Genomic DNA, 13,813 nt, shown 5'->3' with positions numbered 1-13,813 from the left:
CAGGCCGTCCAGCGACTGGTCGCGCTGACGTTCGACCTCTTCGGCGGCGAAGTCCGGACGGCGCACCAGATCGGCCATCAGGCCCAGCACGCGCGGGAAGACGTCGGACGGCGCATTGGCCGAAACGTTGGAGAAGTCCGGGCCGGACGAGGCGCCGACCTGGGCCCCCAGCTGTTCGATCTCGGCGGCGATCTCCGGCGCGGAACGGCCGGCGGCGCCCTGGGTCAGCAGACCCGCGGTCAGCACCGACAGACCGGACTTGGCGCCGTCGTCCGCCGACCCGACGGCGAGGCCCAGACGGGCCGAGATCAGCGGCATGCCCGGCTTGTGGGCGACATAGACCTCCAGCCCGTTGGCGAGGGTGAAGGTCTCGACCGCCGGGGTGGCCAGGTCCACCGCCGGACCGGCGGCCGGAATCGCGACGCGCTGGGCCTCGGGCAGCAGTTCGAAGATGCGGCCGACCGGAGCCAGGTCGGCGACCTTGACCGGAGCTTCGACGTCGACGGACTGGGCCGTGGCCGGGTGCTGGTCGTCGGCGTTCAGGTAGCGGATGGCGATGCTGCGCTGATCCGTCAGATAGCGACGGGCGACGCGCTGGATGTCGGCGGCGGTCACCGCCTGCAGGGCCGCGACCTCGCGCTCGGCGGCGGCCGCGTCGCCGGTATTGATCAGCGACCAGCCCAGCGCGCTGGCGCGGTCCTCAACCGTCTCGCGGTCGCGCAGGGCGCCGGCGACAAGTTCGTTCTTGGCCTCGGTCAGCTCGGCCTCGGTGACCGGGGCGTCGCGCAGGCGGGCGGCTTCGGCGCGCAGCGAGGCCAGACCGGCCTCAGGCGTCTCGCCCTCGGCCATGATGGCGTAGGTGACGACGGCGCCGGCCTGCTGGCTGGCGTCGAGGCTCGAGCTGGCCTGGGTGGCGATCTTCTGGTCGTAGATCAGGGCCTGGTACAGGCGCGAGCTCTCGCCGGTCGACAGGATGCCGTCCAGCACCGTCAGGGCGGCGCGGTCCGGATCGTCGTAGCGCACCGCCGGCCAGGCCAGCACCACGGCGGGCAGGGGCACGTTGGGTGCATAGAAGGTGGTCTCGCGCGGAGCCGTCGGCTCCGGTTCGCGCACATTATTGACCGGCAGCGGGCGCGACGGATTGGTCAGCGGGCCGAAATACTGGTCGATCCAGCCGTCCAACTGGGCCTGGTCGAAATTGCCCGCCACGATCAGATAGGCGTTGTCCGGGCGGTAGTAGGTAGCGTGGAAGCGGCGCACGTCCTCGATGGTGGCGGCGTCGAGGTTCTCGATCGAGCCGATGGTCGAGCGGCGGTAGGGGTGGTCCTGATAGATGGTCGCCGGAACGAACAGGCTGAACAGGCGGCCGTAGGGGCTGGCCAGGACACCCTGGCGGTATTCCTCCTTCACCACGTCGCGCTCGCTGGCGAAGACCGATTCATTGACCACCAGCGAACCCAGGCGGTCGGCCTCGGCGAAGATCAGGCGCTGCAGGTGATTGGCCGGAACGGTCTCGTGGTAGGCGGTCACGTCGTCGGAAGTGAAGGCGTTGTTGTTGCCGCCCACGTCCTCGGTCAGGCGGTCAAAGGTCTCGTCCGGGAAGTTCTGCGTCGCCTTGAACATCAGGTGTTCGAACAGGTGGGCGAAGCCCGACCGGTCCTGGGGGTCGTCCTTGGAGCCGACCTTGTACCAGACCTGCACCGTAACGTTGGAGGTCGAGGTGTCCCGCGCCGTATAGATTTTCAGGCCGTTCGGCAGGGTGCGCTCCTGGAAGCCCAGCGGCGGCACCACCACCGAACCGGCGGTCGGGGGGGCGGGCTGCGCGAAGGCCGGCGCGGCGGCGGGCAGGCCGAGCAGCAGGGCCGAGGCGGCGACGGTGAGGATCAGGCGGGTCTTCATGTAGGACAACTCCGGACGCCCGGACGACGGACGGGGCGACCCTATCAGGGCCGATCCGGGGCGCACCTTACAGAGTGGTAATGAAGCCCTCAGTCGAGGGTCAGGGCCTCAGCCAGCAGCTTCGCCTCCGCCGCGCGGCTGGAGCCGGTGCGCCAGGCGACCACAATCTCGCGGCGGGGCGCCTTGGCTGCGATGGGCCGGACCACCACGCCGGGCATGTCGGCCAGACCGGCGCGCACCGCCATCTCGGGCAGGAAGCTGACGCCCAGGCCCGACGAGACCATCTGGACCAGGGTGTGCAGGCTGGTGGCGGCGAAGACGTCGTCGCCCTTCGGCGCCTCGATGTCGAAGGCGGCCAGCGCCTGATCGCGCAGGCAGTGGCCGTCCTCCAGCAGGATCAGGTCCTCGGCCTTCAGCGAGCCCGGGGCGATCGGGCCGGGTCCCGCCAGCGCATGGCCCACCGGGGCGGCGGCCAGGATCTCGTCGTCGCCGATGCGCGCGTGGTCGATGCCTGCGGCGCTGTAAGGCAGGGCGATCACCGCGGCGTCCAGGTGGCCGCTCTTCAGCGCCGCGACCAGGCGCGGCGTCAGGTCCTCGCGGATGAACAGGCGCAGGGCCGGATAGTCTCGCTTGATGTCCGGCAGGCGCGCCGGCAGCAGGAAGGGGGCGACGGTCGGGATGACGCCCAGCCGGAACCGGCCCGACAGGGGCTTGCCCGCGTTGCGCGCGGCCTCGACCAGGTCCTCGGTGCGGGCCAGCACATCCTCGGCGCGGCGCACGGCCTCGGCGCCGACGGCGGTCAGCTGGACATTGCCCCGGGTGCGCTCGACGACGGGCGCGCCTGGCGCAGAGTGGGAAGCATGCGAGCGACATAGGCGTTCGCTATAGGGAAAGCCATGGCGATCCACGCCTCCTATGAGGCCGCCCTTCGCGACCGAGGCCGCGAAGGGCGAACAGGCTCAGACGGCGGCGGCGCCGAACTCCTCGCCGAGGGTGACGTCGTACCGGTCGGCGTTCATGACCTTGGTCCAGGCGGCCACGAAATCCTTCACGAACTTCGGACCGGCGTCGGCCGAGGCATAGACTTCCGACAGGGCCCGCAACTGCGAGTTGGAGCCGAAGACCAGGTCGGTGCGGGTCGCGGTCCAGCGTTCCTCGCCGCTGATCCGGTCCGTGCCGACGAAGGTCTCATCCGCATGACCATCGACCTGTTTCCAGCCGGTCTTCATATCCAGCAGGTTGACGAAGAAGTCGTTGGTCAGCTGGCCCGGCCGGTCGGTGAAGACGCCATGCTTCGATCCGCCGTGGTTGGCGCCCAGCACACGCAGGCCGCCGACCAGGACGGTCATCTCCGGCGCCGTCAGACCCAGAAGCTGGGCCCGATCGACCAGCAGCTCCTCGGTCGGAACGTTGAAGCGCACCTGCAGATAGTTGCGGAAACCGTCGGCGCGCGGTTCCAGAACCGCGAAGCCCTCGACATCGGTCTGTTCCTGCGAGGCGTCGGTGCGGCCGGGGGTGAAGGGGACCATGATGTCGTGGCCGGCCGCCTTCGCGGCCTGCTCGACGCCGACGGAGCCGCCCAGCACGATCAGGTCGGCGATGGAGGCGTTGGTCCCGGCCTTGATGTCTTCATAGACCTTGAGAACCTTGGCCAGTTTCGCCGGTTCATTGACGTCCCAGTCCTTCTGCGGGGCCAGGCGCAGACGCCCGCCGTTGGCGCCGCCGCGATGGTCCGAGCCGCGATAGGTCACGGCCGAGGCCCAGGCGGTCGAGACCAGCTCGGCCACGGACAGGCCCGAGGCCGCGATCTTCGCCTTCAGCGCGGCGATGTCGGCGGCGCCGAGGGCCGGGCCGGACGGCGCGGGAATCGGATCCTGCCAGATCAGGTCCTCGGCGGGGACCTCCGGACCGAGGTAGCGGACCTTGGGGCCCATGTCGCGGTGGCACAGCTTGAACCAGGCGCGGGCGAAGGTGTCGCCGAAATAGGCCGGATCGGCGCGGAACCGCTCCATGATCTTGCGGTATTCCGGGTCGATCTTGAACGCCATGTCGGCGGTGGTCATCATCGTCGGGACGCGCTTGCCCGGCGTGTGGGCGGCGGGGGCCAGGGTCTCCGGCGGATTGCCGACCGGCTGCCACTGCTTGGCGCCCGCCGGGCTGCGGACCAGCTCATAGTCATGGTCCAGCAGCATGTCGAAGAAGCTCATGTCCCAGGTGATCGGGGTCGGGGTCCACGCGCCCTCGATGCCCGAGGTGATGGCGTGGTCGCCCACGCCGCTCTCGTGGCCCGAGATCCAGCCGAGGCCCTGCTGCGCGATGTCGGCGCCTTCGGGGCTGACCCCGACCTTCGAGGCGTCGCCGGCGCCGTGGGCCTTGCCGAAGGTGTGACCCCCGGCGGTCAGGGCGGCCGTCTCCTCATCGTTCATGCCCATGCGGGCGAAGGTCTCGCGGATGTCGCGGGCCGAGGCGAGGGCTTCCGGCACGCCGCCCGGACCTTCGGGATTGACGTAGATGAGGCCCATCTGGATCGCCGCCAGCGGCTCTTCCAGCGCCATCTGCTTGTCCGGCTGGATGCGGGTCTCGTTGCCTTCCTCGCCGACCCACTGCTCCTCGGTGCCCCAGTAGACGTCCTTCTCGGGCTCCCAGACATCGGCGCGGCCGCCGCCGAAGCCGAACACCGGCCCGCCCATGCTCTCGATGGCCACATTGCCGGCCAGGATCATCAGGTCGGCCCACGACAGGCTGGCCCCGTACTTCTGCTTGATCGGCCACAGCAGGCGGCGCGCCTTGTCCAGGTTGCCGTTGTCCGGCCAGGAATTGAGCGGGGCGAAGCGCTGCTGGCCCGCGCCGGCGCCGCCGCGGCCGTCCCCGGTGCGATAGGTCCCGGCCGAGTGCCAGGCCATGCGGATGAAGAAGGGTCCGTAATGGCCGTAGTCCGCCGGCCACCACGGCTGGCTGTCGGTCATCAGGGCCGTCAGGTCCCGTTTGACCGCGGCGTAGTCCAGCGTCTTGAAGGCTTCGGCGTAGTTGAAGTCGTCGCCCATCGGGTCGCCCGACTTGCCCTGCTGATGCAGGATGTCCATCGACAGGTGGTTGGGCCACCAGTCGCGGTTGGTGCGTCCCACAAGGCTGCGGAGCGCCGCGGGCTCCTTCTTCGGATCGTTGAGGGGCGAGGGGCCGCCGGCGTTGCCGTCCATGATGTCTTCTCCCTGATGGTCGGAGGAGCCTATGCCCGTACTGTGGACAGGGAAAATCAATAAACTTTGTCGTTGGGAACAGTACAGGTTATGGACCGCCCCTCCGACAACCGGCTGGTTGCAGCAGGTAACGCTTCCTGCACAACTGTCTGGCGATAGCCAGATGAGCCTGTCCCAGTGACAGGCCTGTGTCTCTGGGGCGCGTCACCATGCTGCATTGGCTTCTGACCCTGGTGCTGGCCGGGTTCGTCTTTGTGCAGGCCAGGGCGCTGCAGAAGCTGGAACGCCGGCTGGACATGGTGCTGCGCGCGCTGGAGGCGGCCCAGCGCCGGCCCGCCCCGACGGCGCCGAAACCCGAGGTCGCACGGGCGGCCCCCGAACCGGCCACGCCGAAGCCGGCGCCGGCCGTCGCCGAAAGTCTCCCCGTCGCGCGCACCAGCGCTCCCATCACACCGCAGCCCGCCCCCATTTCGCCCGCCCGGCGAACACCCGCCGATGACTGGAGCGTCTCGGATGACGCGCCGACCTCGCGGTCCGAGCGCCGGTCGGACTGGCGCGCCGAGCCGCGTCCGACGCCGATTCCGGAGCCGCGCCGGTCGTCCCCCGATCTGACTTGGGCCGCGCTGTCGACCTGGTTGGCCGAGAACGGCCTGGCCTGGCTGGGCGGCGGCGGACTGGCCCTGGGCGGCCTGCTGCTGGTGGTCTACGCCGCCCAGCAGGGCGTCTTCGGCCCGCCGCTGCGCATCGCCGCCGCCGTCGTGCTCGGCGGATTGATGATCGCCGCCAGCGAATGGATCCTGCGCCAGAAGCGTGCGCCCGGCGGGCGGCACCTGCTGGCCGCCGCCGTCGCTGCCGGAGCCGGGGCGGTCACCCTGTATGGCGCGGTCTGCGCGGCCTACACCCTGTACGGCCTGATCCCCTTCCCGGTCGCGGCGATACTGACGGCATCCATATCGGTCGGCCTGCTCGGCCTGTCCCTGCGCCATGGCGAACCCCTGGCCCTCCTGGCGCTGTTCGGGGCGGTGATCACGCCATGGGTGACCGGCATGGACGCCTGGTCCCCGACGGTGCTGTACGCCTACGCCTTGCTGATCGGCGTCACCGGCTTCGTGCTCAGCGCCACGCGGCTGTGGGGCCGGGCCGGTTTCATCACCGTGGCCGGCCTGCTGCTGTGGAGCCTCGCGCCGAAATTCGGGGGCGGCTCAGGCCTGCTGATTCTCGCCGCGGCCGGACCCGTCTTCGCCGTCCTGTGGCGCCGCCGCCAGGGGCTCGAAGACCGGCCGGGCCAGCCCCTCGCGACCTTCCGGGCGCAGCCGGCCGTCGCCCTGATCCTGGCCAGCCTGGTCTCGGCGCATCTGTGGCTGCTGTCTCCGACCGGAGCCGCCGACGTTCCGGAAGCGGTGCTGGTCGCCGGCGTCCTCGTCGCGCTCGGCGCGGCCGTCGTGGCGTTGGGCATGGCCATGCCCATGATCTTCGCGGTCCCCGTCGGCATGGCGGTGCTGGCCTCGCTGCTGACCTTGGCGTCCCTCGCCTACGATCCGGCCCAGCTCACGCCCCTGGTCTGGATCCATGGCCTGACCGCCGTCATCGCCGTCGTCACCCTGATCGGAGCGCTCCGTTCGCCCCCCGCCGCGCGCACCACCCTGCTGGCGGTCGGCGGTATCGGCCTGGCCCTGCTCGCCAGCCTGTCCTGGCCCCTGCTCGATCAGATCGGCGCCGGCCTGCCCTGGCTGCCCGCCGCCCTGCTGAGCGGCGCGATGTTCGCCTCGGCCGCCGTGATCGCCCGGCGGGTCGAACAGCCCGAGAGCGACAGGGGGCTGACCTTCTGGCTCGCCGCCGCCGCCGAGCTGGCCTTCCTGTCGATCCATGCGGCGGTCCCGACGCATCTGGAGCCGCTGGCCCTCGCCGCGGCCGCCCTGCTCCTCGCCGTCGCCGCCGGCCGCCTCCCCTGGCGGGGCCTGGCCCAGGCCAGCGTGGTCGGCGGCCTGCTGACCCTGGCCATGCTGTTCCGCTTCGACTTCATCGGCGCGGCGCTGGACGGGCGGCTGGCCCTGCCGGTCGCGATGGGCGTCTCCATCGGCGCCGCGGCCCTTCTGTTCCTCGGCGCCCGGCTGATGTCCGGTCCGGACGGAGCGCGGCGCAACGAGGTCGAGGCTCAGGTCACCGCCTCCCTGATGGTGCTGCTGACCGGCCTGTTCATCGGCCTGCATGTCCTGCTGGCCGGCGTGAAGGGCGACGTGTCGGGCGGTCTGTTCGAAGGCGCCCTGCGCACGCTTCTGCTGCTGGCCGCCGGGGTCCTGCTGGTCACCCGTCAGCGGCCTGACGACGGCCCCATCGCCCGCTGGCGCACGGTCATCGTGGTCGGGGTCGGCGCTCTGCACGGAATGCTGATGCAAGGGCTGGTCTGGAACCCGTGGTGGGGCGGCGGCGCGGCGCCGGTCGGCCTGCCGGTGGTCAACACCCTGATCGTCGCCTTCCTGGCCCCCGCGGCCCTGCTGGCCGTCAGTGCATGGCGGCGGCGTCCGGCTGACGTCTGGACCCGGGTCTGGGCGGCGGCGGCCGTGCTGTTCGCCTTCCTCTGGGCCCTGCTGGTCCTGCGTCATCTGTTCCATGGCGACGCCATGAACTGGGCCGGGATCGGCCGCGCCGAGAGCGCCGCCTACGCCGTCCTGCTGTTGCTGACCGGCCAGGCCCTGACGCTCCGGGCCCGAAGCGAATGGACCGGGACCATCGCCCGGTCGCTGAACTGGATCGCGCTGGGCGTGTCGGTGCTGGTGTTCGGCCTCTATGCCAGCCCGTGGTGGGGCCCGCTGGACGCCCCGCTGGCCTCCGTGCCCCATGCCCTGCTGCTGTTCGCCCTCTACGCCGCGGGCGCCGCGCTGATCTTCGGCCTGCGCAAGGAGCCGAGCGCCCAGGGCAAGGCCGCGACGGCGGCGACGGTCGGCGTTCTGTTCGTCCTGATGACCCTGCTGATCCGCTGGGTCTTCCATGGCGTGGACATGGGCGACGCGTCGGAGGGCGGCGGGCTGGAGACCTGGACCTTCTCGACCCTGTGGGCGGTGTTCGGTCTGGCGGCCCTGAGCCTGGGCACGCTGCGCAAGGACGCGACCCTGCGCTGGGCGGGCCTGCTGGTGCTGCTGGTCACGGCGGTGAAGGTGCTGTTCTTTGATCTCAGCCAGTTGCAGGGCATCGTCCGCGCCGCCTCCTTCCTGGTGGTCGGAGCCCTGTTCCTGGCCGGGGCGCTGGCCGCTCGGCGGCTGAATACCCGGCCGAAGACCGACGACGCGCCCGCTGGACAAACCTAGACGGCGTCCTCGGTCTCGCCGAACCACCGCATCCGGCAGGCCATGACGGCGGTCTCGCCCAGGCGCTCGACCAGCCGCCAGTTGACCACCGCCCCGATCGGCGCGCCGACCAGGGGGATCAGCTGCGCCGTCTTGGCCAGATCGATGTAGTCGCGGTACTCGATCTGGAAGGTCCGCCAGTCGTATTCGGTGAGGATCTCCGGCTGGTCGACGCCGGCGATCCACTTCTCCAGGTCCGCCAGGGCCTCGGGCCGCCGCCGCGCGCTGGCGAAGGCCAGGTGGAAGATGTGCAGCACGAACAGCCGCTCGCGCACAGAGCCGCCGCCCCAGCCATAGGCCGCGACCACGTCGCCCAGCATCCGCACCTTGATGGCCATCAGGGCCGGAAAGTCCGCCGCCGCCAGCACGAAACCGCCGGCCCCGGCCACCCCGCCCTCGACGCTGGCGGTGTTGCGGTAGGCGCGGATCGCCGCCCGGGCCCGCTGCTCCCGCGCCGCCAGAGAGCCTTCCGCCGTGCGCCGCGGCTGGATCAGGTCCGAGCCGAACAGGATGCCCTTGGTCATCGCCTCGACACCCGAGGTGATGATGGCGTGGACGCGCTCGGGGATGATGCGGTTGATCCGGTCCTGCGTTCCCCGCGTCGCCTTGTCCCAAAGGCCGGGCCGCTTCAGCACCCTGTCCCGCCAGACCTGCATCTCGGCCCGGATCGCCCGCTCGTCCGTGATCGCGACGAGACCCGTCGGCACCTCATCGGGGGCGACGAACTCGGGCAGGGTCTCGGGGGGATGGGTCATGGTCGGGAAAACCTCACGCGGCGTCACGGTTGCAGGCGAAAGCGCGCGGGTCTAGACCGCCGCCAACCTTCCCTCCCCACCCTGACCCGGCCTCAGGTAGCGCAAAGCGCGGTAGGCCAACGGAGAATGATATGGCTCGCGCGAAGATCGCCCTCATCGGCGCCGGTATGATCGGCGGCACCCTGGCCCACGTGGCCGCGCGTGAAGCGCTGGGCGACATCATCCTGTTCGACATCGCCGAAGGCACCCCGCAAGGCAAGGCGCTGGATATCGCCGAGGCCTCCGCCGTGTTCGGCCAGGACGTGGCCCTGAAGGGCGCCAACGACTACGCCGACATCGCCGGCGCCGACATCTGCATCGTCACCGCCGGCGTGCCGCGCAAGCCGGGCATGAGCCGCGACGACCTGATCGGCATCAACCTGAAGGTCATGAAGGCCGTGGGTGAAGGCATCAAGGCCCACGCGCCGAACGCCTTCGTCATCTGCATCACCAACCCGCTCGACGCCATGGTGTGGGCCCTGCAGAAATTCTCGGGCCTGCCCAAGGAAAAGGTCGTCGGCATGGCCGGCGTGCTCGACTCGGCCCGCTTCGCCTACTTCCTGGCCGAAAAGACCGGCGTCTCGGTGCAGGACATTCACGCCTGGACCCTGGGCGGTCACGGCGACGACATGGTCCCGATGGTCCGTCATTCGACGGTCGGCGGCCTGCCGCTGCCGGACGCCGTCGCCGCCGGCTTCCTGACCCAGGCCGAACTGGACGCCATCGTCGAGCGCACCCGCAAGGGCGGCGGCGAGATCGTGGCCCTGCTGAAGACCGGCTCGGCCTTCTACGCCCCGGCTGAATCGGCCATCGCCATGGCCCGCTCCTACCTGCTGGACCAGAAGCGCGTCCTGCCCTGCGCCGTCTGGCTGTCGGGCGAATACGGCCTGTCGGACCTCTACGTCGGCGTGCCGGCCCTGATCGGCGCCGGCGGCGTCGAGAAGGTCATCGAGTTCACCACCAACGCCGACGAAAAGGCGATGTTCGCCAAGTCGGTCGAGTCGGTGCAGGGCCTGATCCAGGCGTGCAAGGACATCGAGCCCTCGCTGGCTTGATCTGACAACGTCCCGGTCGCCCGCTTGCGGGCGCCGGCCACCCATAAGAAAGGGCGCCCCGGTTTCCCGGGGCGCCCTCTTTTGTTTCAGCTGAAGCGCTGAACGATACGGACCCCGCTTTCGCCGGGACGTCACGAGACGGGCGTCGCCGCCCGCCTCGATCCGGTTAGAAGTCCATGTCGCCCATACCGCCCATGCCGCCCATGCCGCCCGGAGCGGCGCCGGCCGATGCCTTCTTCGGCGCGTCGGCGACAGCGGCTTCCGTCGTGATCAGGATGCCGGCCACGGAGGCGGCGTCCTGCAGGGCGGTGCGGACCACCTTGGCGGGGTCGATGACGCCCATCTTGACCAGGTCGCCGTACTCTTCGGTCTGGGCGTTGAAGCCGAACGACTTGTCGGCGTTCTCCAGCACCTTGCCGACCACGATCGAGCCTTCGACGCCCGCGTTTTCCGAGATTTGACGGATCGGGGCCTGGATGGCGCGGCGGATGATGGCGATGCCGGCGGTCTGGTCGGCGTTGTCGCCGGTCAGGCCTTCCAGCGCCTTGGTCGCCTTCAGCAGCGCGATGCCGCCGCCCGGGACGATGCCTTCTTCAACGGCCGCGCGGGTCGCGTTCAGGGCGTCGTCGACGCGGTCCTTCTTCTCTTTCACTTCGACTTCGGTCGAGCCGCCGACGCGGATGACAGCAACGCCGCCGGCCAGCTTGGCCAGACGTTCCTGCAGCTTTTCCTTGTCGTAGTCCGAGGTCGTGGCTTCGATCTGGGCCTTGATCTGGCCGATGCGGGCCTCGATCGCGTCCTTCTCACCGACGCCGTCGACGATGGTGGTGTCGTCCTTGGTGATGGTGATCTTCTTGGACTTGCCGAGCATGTCGAGGGTGACGTTCTCAAGCTTGATGCCCAGGTCTTCCGAGATGACCTGACCGCCGGTCAGGACGGCGATGTCTTCCAGCATGGCCTTGCGGCGGTCGCCGAAGCCCGGAGCCTTGACGGCGGCGACGCGCAGGCCGCCCCGCAGCTTGTTGACGACCAGGGTGGCCAGGGCTTCGCCCTCGATGTCCTCGGCGATGATCACCAGCGGACGGCCCGATTGCACGACGGCTTCCAGGATCGGCAGCATGGCCTGCAGCGAGGACAGCTTCTTCTCGTGGAGCAGGATGAGCGGCTCCTCGAGTTGAACCTCCATCTTGTCGGCGTTGGTGATGAAGTAGGGCGACAGGTAGCCGCGGTCGAACTGCATGCCTTCGACGACGTCCAGCTCGGTTTCAGCCGTCTTGGCTTCCTCGACGGTGATGACGCCTTCGTTGCCGACCTTTTCCATCGCCTTGGCGATCATCTCGCCGACTTCGGAGTCGCCGTTGGCCGAAATGGTGCCGACCTGGGCGATCTCGGAGTTGTTCGAGACCTTCTTGGCCGAGGCCTTGATGTCGGCCAGGACGACCGTGACGGCCTTGTCGATGCCGCGCTTCAGATCCATCGGGTTCATGCCGGCGGCGACGGCCTTGAGGCCTTCCTGCACGATCGATTGCGCCAGGACGGTCGCGGTGGTGGTGCCGTCGCCCGCCTTGTCGTTCGTCTTCGAAGCGACTTCGCGGATCATCTGGGCGCCCATGTTCTCAAAGGCGTCTTCCAGCTCGATCTCTTTGGCGACCGACACGCCGTCCTTGGTCGAGCGCGGGGCGCCGAAGGACTTCTGGATCACGACGTTGCGGCCCTTGGGACCCAGGGTCACCTTCACCGCATTGGCGAGGATGTTGACGCCGCGCAGCATCTTTTCGCGGGCGTCGGTAGAGAACTGAACTTGTTTGGCAGCCATCAGGCAGCTCCTAATTCTATGATTTTGGGGAGGAAAGTCAGACGCGGGTGCTTAGGACAGCACGCCCAGGACGTCCGATTCCTTCATGATGATCAGGTCTTCGCCGTCGATCTTGATCTCGGTGCCCGACCACTTGCCGAACAGGATGCGGTCGCCGGCCTTCAGTTCCAGCGCATTGACCTTGCCGCTGTCATCGCGGGCGCCCGGGCCGACGGCGACGACTTCGCCTTCCTGCGGCTTTTCCTTGGCGGTGTCGGGGATGATGATCCCGCCCTTGGTCTTGGATTCTTCTTCAACGCGCTTCACGAGCACGCGGTCGCCGAGCGGACGAAACGCCATCTGATGTATCTCCCTTGAGAAGTTCGATGCGCGACCCGGGCGACCGTCGATTTTGGCAGCCGACAGCCCCGAGTGCTAACGCGAGCGGGAGGTAGGGCGGGCGGCCCACAGCGTCAAGCAGGACCGCTGATTTAAGAGGATCAATCGGTCGCGGCGGCCAGGGTCCAGGCGGCCTCGACCTGCCGCGCGAACAGGGGACGGGCCCCACGCACGCGGGTGCGCCAGTCGCGGCCGCGGGCCTGCTGGCCCAGCAGGTCGCCCAGCCCGCCGCGGACCAGCACCAGGGCTTCGTCCGAGCGCACCCGGTGGATCAGGAAGCCCGCATACTGCTCTGTCCCGGCCAGGGCCGTGGCGTGGGCGGGCGGCAGGCGGGCGCCGGCGATGGTCCGGGCGCGGCGATACAGCGCCTCCGCCTCCTCGCCCCGGCCCAGCCGGTCCAGCACGGCGGCGTAGCCGGTCAGGGTGTCCAGCAGGTCGGGGCTGTCGGCGCCGACGCCGGCCTCGAAGATCGCCAGCCCCTGCCGGAACGGCTCCTCGGCCTCGGTCCAGCGCCCCTGGTCGGACAGGGCGTAGCCGATGTTGGCGCGGGCGTTGCCGGTGAAGGGATGATCCGGCCCGACGATCTCCAGGGCCAGCGCCAGCGCCCGGCGGAACGGCGCCTCGGCCCGCGCCCCGTCGCCGGCGACATGCAGGAACCAGCCGTAATTGGTCAGGCACTGGGCCAGCAGCACCGGATCATTGGCCCCCTCGGCGATGGTCACGGCGCGCACATACAGCGGCTCGGCCTGATGCGCGCGCCCGGTGCGGCGCAGGGAGTTGCCCAGGTTCGACAGCACGATGGCGACATGGAAGTCGTCGGGACCATACAGCACCTCGTACATGCCCAGCACCTGCCGATAAAGGGGATCGGCCTCGGCGTGGCGGCCCTGGGCGGTCAGGGCGTTGGCGACCAGGTTCAGGCTGTCGGCGGTCTTCTCGTGCACCTCGCCCAGCTGGGCCCGGCGGATGGCCAGACTTTCGCGCGCGGCGGCCTCGGCCTCCTCGTTGCGGCCCAGGGCGTCCAAGGTCCGGGCCCGGTCGTAGATCAGGGTCGCCCGCTCCAGCGGATCGGAGGCCTCGTCCATCAGGGACAGGGCCCGCTCGAGGTCGGCCAGGGCCCCGGGATAGTCGCCGACCTCCAGCTTCAGACGCGCCTGCACCGCGAGCGGGTGGACCAGCGCCTTCGCGGCCGGGCCCAGCCGCGTCTCCACCACCTCGACCGCGGCCTTCAGCGCCGCCCCGGCGCCGGGGACGTCATCGGCGCCGTAGCGTTCGATACCCAGGGCCACCAGGGCCTCGGCGGCCGCCTGCGGGTCGCTCTCGCGGATGA

9 protein-coding genes are annotated in these 13,813 nt (G+C 69.9%); 2 read left to right on the top strand and 7 right to left on the bottom strand.

The annotated features are described in order from the left end of the window. The 3 genes from Q0C81_RS07420 to katG all read right to left on the bottom strand — a co-directional run. Window positions 1-1,899: pitrilysin family protein (locus tag Q0C81_RS07420; protein ID WP_291835778.1), on the bottom strand; the 1,899-nt coding region annotated here is incomplete at its 3' end. 89 nt (window positions 1,900-1,988) lie between these two features. Then, window positions 1,989-2,807, bottom strand: coding sequence for a LysR substrate-binding domain-containing protein (locus Q0C81_RS07415; protein WP_291835775.1), 819 nt, complete (start codon window positions 2,805-2,807; stop codon window positions 1,989-1,991). A 51-nt stretch (window positions 2,808-2,858) separates the two neighbouring features. After that, window positions 2,859-5,096 carry a catalase/peroxidase HPI gene (gene katG, locus Q0C81_RS07410; RefSeq protein WP_291835772.1) on the bottom strand — a complete coding sequence of 746 codons (2,238 nt, stop codon included), beginning with the start codon at window positions 5,094-5,096 and terminating at the stop codon, window positions 2,859-2,861. 209 nt (window positions 5,097-5,305) lie between these two features. On the opposite strand from katG, the gene Q0C81_RS07405 reads away from it, so the two are divergent. After that, entirely contained in the window at window positions 5,306-8,401 is a 3,096-nt protein-coding gene (locus Q0C81_RS07405; RefSeq protein ID WP_291835768.1) for a DUF2339 domain-containing protein, read from the top strand. On the opposite strand, the gene Q0C81_RS07400 is transcribed toward Q0C81_RS07405, so the two are convergent. Then, window positions 8,398-9,195, bottom strand: coding sequence for an EcsC family protein (locus tag Q0C81_RS07400; RefSeq protein WP_291835765.1), 798 nt, complete (start codon window positions 9,193-9,195; stop codon window positions 8,398-8,400). The genes Q0C81_RS07405 and Q0C81_RS07400 overlap by 4 nt on opposite strands. Window positions 9,196-9,326: 131 nt before the next feature. On the opposite strand from Q0C81_RS07400, the gene mdh reads away from it, so the two are divergent. Then, window positions 9,327-10,289, top strand: a complete 963-nt coding sequence (gene mdh, locus Q0C81_RS07395; protein WP_291835762.1) for a malate dehydrogenase — start codon at window positions 9,327-9,329, stop codon at window positions 10,287-10,289. Between the two features lie 166 nt (window positions 10,290-10,455). On the opposite strand, the gene groL is transcribed toward mdh, so the two are convergent. From groL to Q0C81_RS07380, 3 genes are all read right to left on the bottom strand, one after another. Then, the gene (gene groL, locus Q0C81_RS07390; protein WP_291835759.1) at window positions 10,456-12,105 is read right to left on the bottom strand and encodes a chaperonin GroEL; all 1,650 of its coding nucleotides are present in this window, start codon (window positions 12,103-12,105) and stop codon (window positions 10,456-10,458) included. A gap of 51 nt (window positions 12,106-12,156) precedes the next feature. Then, complete coding sequence (gene groES, locus Q0C81_RS07385) at window positions 12,157-12,444, bottom strand: co-chaperone GroES (protein WP_291835756.1); 288 nt, start codon at window positions 12,442-12,444, stop codon at window positions 12,157-12,159. Window positions 12,445-12,584: 140 nt separating this feature from the next. Further along, a partial coding sequence (locus Q0C81_RS07380) for a tetratricopeptide repeat protein (protein WP_291835753.1) occupies window positions 12,585-13,813 on the bottom strand: 1,229 nt, incomplete at its 5' end.

This window comes from Brevundimonas sp., assembly GCF_023259385.1.
Taxonomy (GTDB): Bacteria; Pseudomonadota; Alphaproteobacteria; order Caulobacterales; family Caulobacteraceae; genus Brevundimonas.
This window is presented reverse-complemented; position numbering and strand designations above follow the sequence as displayed.

Coding starts and splice junctions, on each gene's coding strand:
- katG (WP_291835772.1), bottom strand. CDS start 5,096: ATGGACGGCAACGCCGGCGGCCCCTCGCCCCTCAACGATCCGAAGAAG.
- Q0C81_RS07405 (WP_291835768.1), top strand. CDS start 5,306: ATGCTGCATTGGCTTCTGACCCTGGTGCTGGCCGGGTTCGTCTTTGTG.
- Q0C81_RS07400 (WP_291835765.1), bottom strand. CDS start 9,195: ATGACCCATCCCCCCGAGACCCTGCCCGAGTTCGTCGCCCCCGATGAG.
- mdh (WP_291835762.1), top strand. CDS start 9,327: ATGGCTCGCGCGAAGATCGCCCTCATCGGCGCCGGTATGATCGGCGGC.
- groL (WP_291835759.1), bottom strand. CDS start 12,105: ATGGCTGCCAAACAAGTTCAGTTCTCTACCGACGCCCGCGAAAAGATG.
- groES (WP_291835756.1), bottom strand. CDS start 12,444: ATGGCGTTTCGTCCGCTCGGCGACCGCGTGCTCGTGAAGCGCGTTGAA.